The organism is Streptomyces durbertensis, assembly GCF_014156695.1.
In the GTDB taxonomy this organism is placed as follows: Bacteria; Actinomycetota; Actinomycetes; order Streptomycetales; family Streptomycetaceae; genus Streptomyces; species Streptomyces durbertensis.
Genome location: NZ_WMLF01000465.1, coordinates 1 through 4122, shown reverse-complemented (window position 1 = coordinate 4122; position 4122 = coordinate 1). Strand labels below are relative to the sequence as shown.

Below are 4122 nucleotides of genomic sequence, written 5' to 3'. Positions count from 1 at the left end.
AGGCCGGACTGCGACGGCGTGTTCGTCGGCGTCGCGCTGGTCGCGGCGAACCTGTTCGGCCTCGGCTTCGCCGCCACCCAGGTCGCCGGCGAACACTCCGTGGCGGCGGCTCGCGTGGCCGACGCCCCGCCCACCGACGACTCGCCGGACGCCCGCCCCGCCCCGGAAGCGGCGGCGGACTGAAGCCCCGGCTGTGTGGCCGCCCAGCGCCCTGTCCCGGCCGGGTGAACTCCGCCCCGGCCGGGACAGGCACCACGCGGGATGGCCGGCCCTCCAGGACGAAAGCGGTTCGAACTACGAGAGACCACGTGTCGTAGTCGAGTGGTTACATGGCCGAGTCGAGAGGTGGCGCGATGGAGGACGACGGGATGACAACTGAAGTCGACAGGAGCACCGAGGAACTACGGGTGCGCATGGTGAAGGGGCTTGTGGAGCGCGGGGTGATCGTGTCCCCTGCCGTGGAGGCGGCGTTCCGTGCCGTACCTCGCCACCGGTTCGCCCCGGAGGTGTCGGCGGCGGACGTGTACGAGGCTCCGGAGGCGATCTTCACCAAGCGGGCCGACGGCGGCCGAGCGGTCAGTTCCGTCTCGGCGCCCTGGCTGCACGCGAGGATGCTGGAGGCCGCAGAACTGGCGCCAGGGATGAACGTGTTGGAGATCGGTTCCGGAGGCTGCAACGCCGCACTCCTTGCCGAGATGGTCGGCCCCGGCGGCTCGGTGACCACCGTGGACATCGACCCTGACATCACCGACCGAGCCCACCGGCTACTGGCGGAGACCGGCTACACGCGGGTCGCGGTCCGTACGGCTGACGGCGCGCAACCGCTGGACGAGGCCCCGGCCGGGGGATGGGACCGCATTGTCGTCACCACCGGGGCCGCCGACCTCCCGGACGCGTGGTTCAGCCAACTGGCGCCGACGGGACGGCTGATCGTCCCGCTCCGCTTCCGCAGCCTTTCCCGCACCCTTGCCTTCACCTGGGAGGGCGAGCACCTGCGCAGCGACACGACGGTCGTCTCCGGCTTTCTGGCGATGCAGGGGGCCAGCGCGCAGGCACCACGCGTGGTGAGACTGGCCGACGCCGACGTACGGCTCATCGTGGACGAGGACCAGCCCGTCGACGGCCAGGCACTGCGCCTGGCGTTCGCCGGCCCCCGGCAGGAACGGTGGACCGGAGTGGAGCTGACCGGCTCAGAGGGGCTGCTGCCCCGCCTGGACCTGTGGCTGGCCGGCGCGGTCACTCCCTACGGTCGACTGCGCGCCACCAAGGCCGCAGCCGAACGCGGCCTGGTCGGTTGGGTCCTGGGCAGCGGCGCGGGCGCGGTGTGGAACGGCGACTCACTCGCCTACCTCACCCTGCGCCAAGCCCCCTACACCCCCGAACACTTCGAACTGGGCGTCATCGGCCACGGCCCCACCAAGGACAAGCTCGCCGCCGACCTCGGCGACGCCGTCCGGCAGTGGGACGCGACGGCACGCCACAGCGGCGACCCGGTCGTGCATGCCTACCCCCGCCGAGGCGCCGAGCAGCCCGTGGGCGTGGTGATCGAGAAGCCCAGCGCCCGGCTGACTGTCACCCCATAACTCGGACCGGCCCGACCCGTGGCCGATCCGTACCAGCGGTCCCCGGACAGAGCCCGGCGACCTGACCGACAAGGAGGACGGAATGACACTGCCCCTTGCGCCACCGCCCCAGGAGTTGGCGGACGCCTTCGACCTCGACCTTCAGCAGCGCTCCATCGGCGAGCTGACCGTCTGGCTGAGCGACGGCGACGAAGAGGACGACGCGGGCGACACCACCGGCGACGGCTGCGGCGAATCCCCGCCCCAGGGCCCGACCACCGGCTGCTGAGCCAGCGGTACGGCACGAACCGGCCGGGTGCGGACGCGCACCCGGCCCCCTTCCCTCCCCTCCGAACGGGTCCCGAACGAACGGGTGGTGTGATGCCCCGCAGACTCTTCTCCGCGCAGCCAGTGGCCATTGCCCGCATACCCCTCCGCCCCCACCAGGACGAGAGCACCCTCGCCGATGGGATCTTGGCCGAGGGCATGTTCCTGGCCAGCCGCAGTGCCGAGCAGGCCCTGGGACGGGGTGAAGAACGCGGGCGGGCCACGCTCCGGGCCTACGACGTCCGTTCGCGCCGCCGCACCACCCCGCACGGGGTCTTCGCCGGAGTGACGACGGCATCCCTCACCGCAGCGACGACCACCCTCCGGGTCGGTTCCGCGCACCGCGCCGTCACCACACCGAGCCCCGCGTGGCTGGCCGCCGTCGCCGGCCGACTCCTCGAGGAGGAACCTGGCCTCCTCCCCGCACTCAGCCTGACGACTACAAACCTCGTTGCCCGACGCGGAGGCCGACTGGAAGCCGAGCACCCGGCCGCCGACGGCGCCGAACTCGGCAGCGTGCGCGAAACGGCGGTCTCCCGCTGGCTACTCCAAGCATGCGCCGACGGGGCGCGAGCCGCCGACGTCCTCGACCAACTCGCCCACCGCTACCCGACAGCAACGAGGGCGGACATCACCCACGCAGTACAGAACATGATCGACGCCGGACTGCTCCTCTGCGACGTCCTCCCGACCGACCTCCGAGACGATCCGGTCCGGCACCTCCTCAACCGCCTCCCGACAGACGCCACGGCAGCCCCCGGCCTGACGCGGTTACGCGCCCTCCTCGCTGACGCCGACGCCCACTCTCCCGGCGCCCCACAGCGGCGCACGCTGCTGTCGGCAGCCCGAGACGAGGCGGACGCCCTCCACCACACCGCCCGCCCGCTGGTTGTCGACACGCTGGCGAACGCGGAGATCGTCCTTCCTCCCTCGGTAGGCGACCAAGCCGCCCTGGCCGCGTCGGTGCTGTGGCGCATCGGCCACCGCAAGTCACCACTGACCGACTACCACCGCCGGTTCTGCGCCACCTACGGCCGCCACCGACTCGTACCCCTCCCCGAACTCCTCGATCCCACGACAGGACTTGGGCCGCCCCCACCGCACGACGCGCTCGGCGTCGAAGAAGAACTCAGCCCCACCCGCACCGCCACGCTGGCCACCCTCCTCTCCGACGCCCTCCGCACCCACGCAACGGAGATCGCCCTACAGGACCGCCACCTCGACCAACTCGCGCACCACTCGACGCTCCCACCACCACGTACCGCCGAAGTCCACATCCAACTCCTGAGCGGACCCGACCACGACCTACGCATCGCCGTATGCCCCGGAACGGGCTCCCAGGACGCCGGCGCCGCACCAGGCCGTTGGGCACGCTGGCTACCCGACCTGGTCCCACCCGAACCGGAAGACGACGGCACCGGCCCGATGGTCGCCGAAATCGTCTGCCGCGCCCGCACCGCAGCCTCCGGCGCCCTCACCACCGAGACCCGGGCAGCCCCATGGCGCATCCCACTCGGCGTACCCACACGCCCCGGCGACCTACTCCCCGAAGAACTCGCGGTCACCACGACCGGCGACCACCTGACGCTGTGGTCCACACGGCACGACCGCCTCGTCACCCCCGTCCTCTACAGCCGCATCGCCCCACGCCTGCTGCCCCCGGCCGCCCGCACCCTCCAGCTACTCGGCCATGCCGGGGCCCGCCCCTGGCACCCCTGGAACTGGGGACCACTATCCGCCTTCCCCTACACCCCGCGCGTGCGGTACCGCGACATCCTGCTCGCCCCCGCCCGCTGGCAGATACCCACCGAGCTGGCCGCCTCAGCCGCCAACCGCCGCACCTTCGCCACCGAACTCGATACCTGGCGCAGCCAGACCCGCCCCGCACCACCCGACACCGTGGTCGCCGCCGAAAGCGACCGCCACCTCCCACTCGACCTACGCGACCCCGACCAGCGCGAACTCCTCCGCCGCTCGATCCACCGAGGCACCCGCACCCTCCTGGAACCCCTCGGCCCGCCCGATGCCCTCGGCGTACTCCACGGCCCGGACGGTCAACGCCACCTCCTCGAACTCGTCATCCCCCTCACCAGACAACGCAGACCAGCCCCACCACCAACCGACCCACGCCGCGCCGTCCGCACCCCACACACCGGCCACCACCTCCCCGGCAGCAACTGGCTCTCCATCGCCCTACCCGGCCCCGCCGACCTCCACAACGCCACCCTCACCG

Annotated in this window: 4 protein-coding genes; all 4 read left to right on the top strand. The window is 72.1% G+C overall.

The genetic code is table 11. The annotated features are described in order from the left end of the window. Nucleotides 1-183 (top strand): hypothetical protein (locus tag GL263_RS22740; RefSeq protein ID WP_182857618.1); only part of this gene is annotated, 183 nt, incomplete at its 5' end. Between the two features lie 146 nt (nt 184-329). Next, nucleotides 330-1583, top strand: a complete 1254-nt coding sequence (gene fxlM / locus GL263_RS22735; protein WP_182857617.1) for a methyltransferase, FxLD system — start codon at nt 330-332, stop codon at nt 1581-1583. Between the two features lie 82 nt (nt 1584-1665). Beyond that, nucleotides 1666-1851: a hypothetical protein gene (locus GL263_RS22730; RefSeq protein WP_182857619.1), complete on the top strand. Its 186-nt coding sequence runs from the start codon at nt 1666-1668 to the stop codon at nt 1849-1851. A gap of 92 nt (nt 1852-1943) precedes the next feature. Further along, the coding region (locus GL263_RS22725; RefSeq protein WP_182857616.1) for a lantibiotic dehydratase family protein at nt 1944-4122 on the top strand (2179 nt) is incomplete at its 3' end.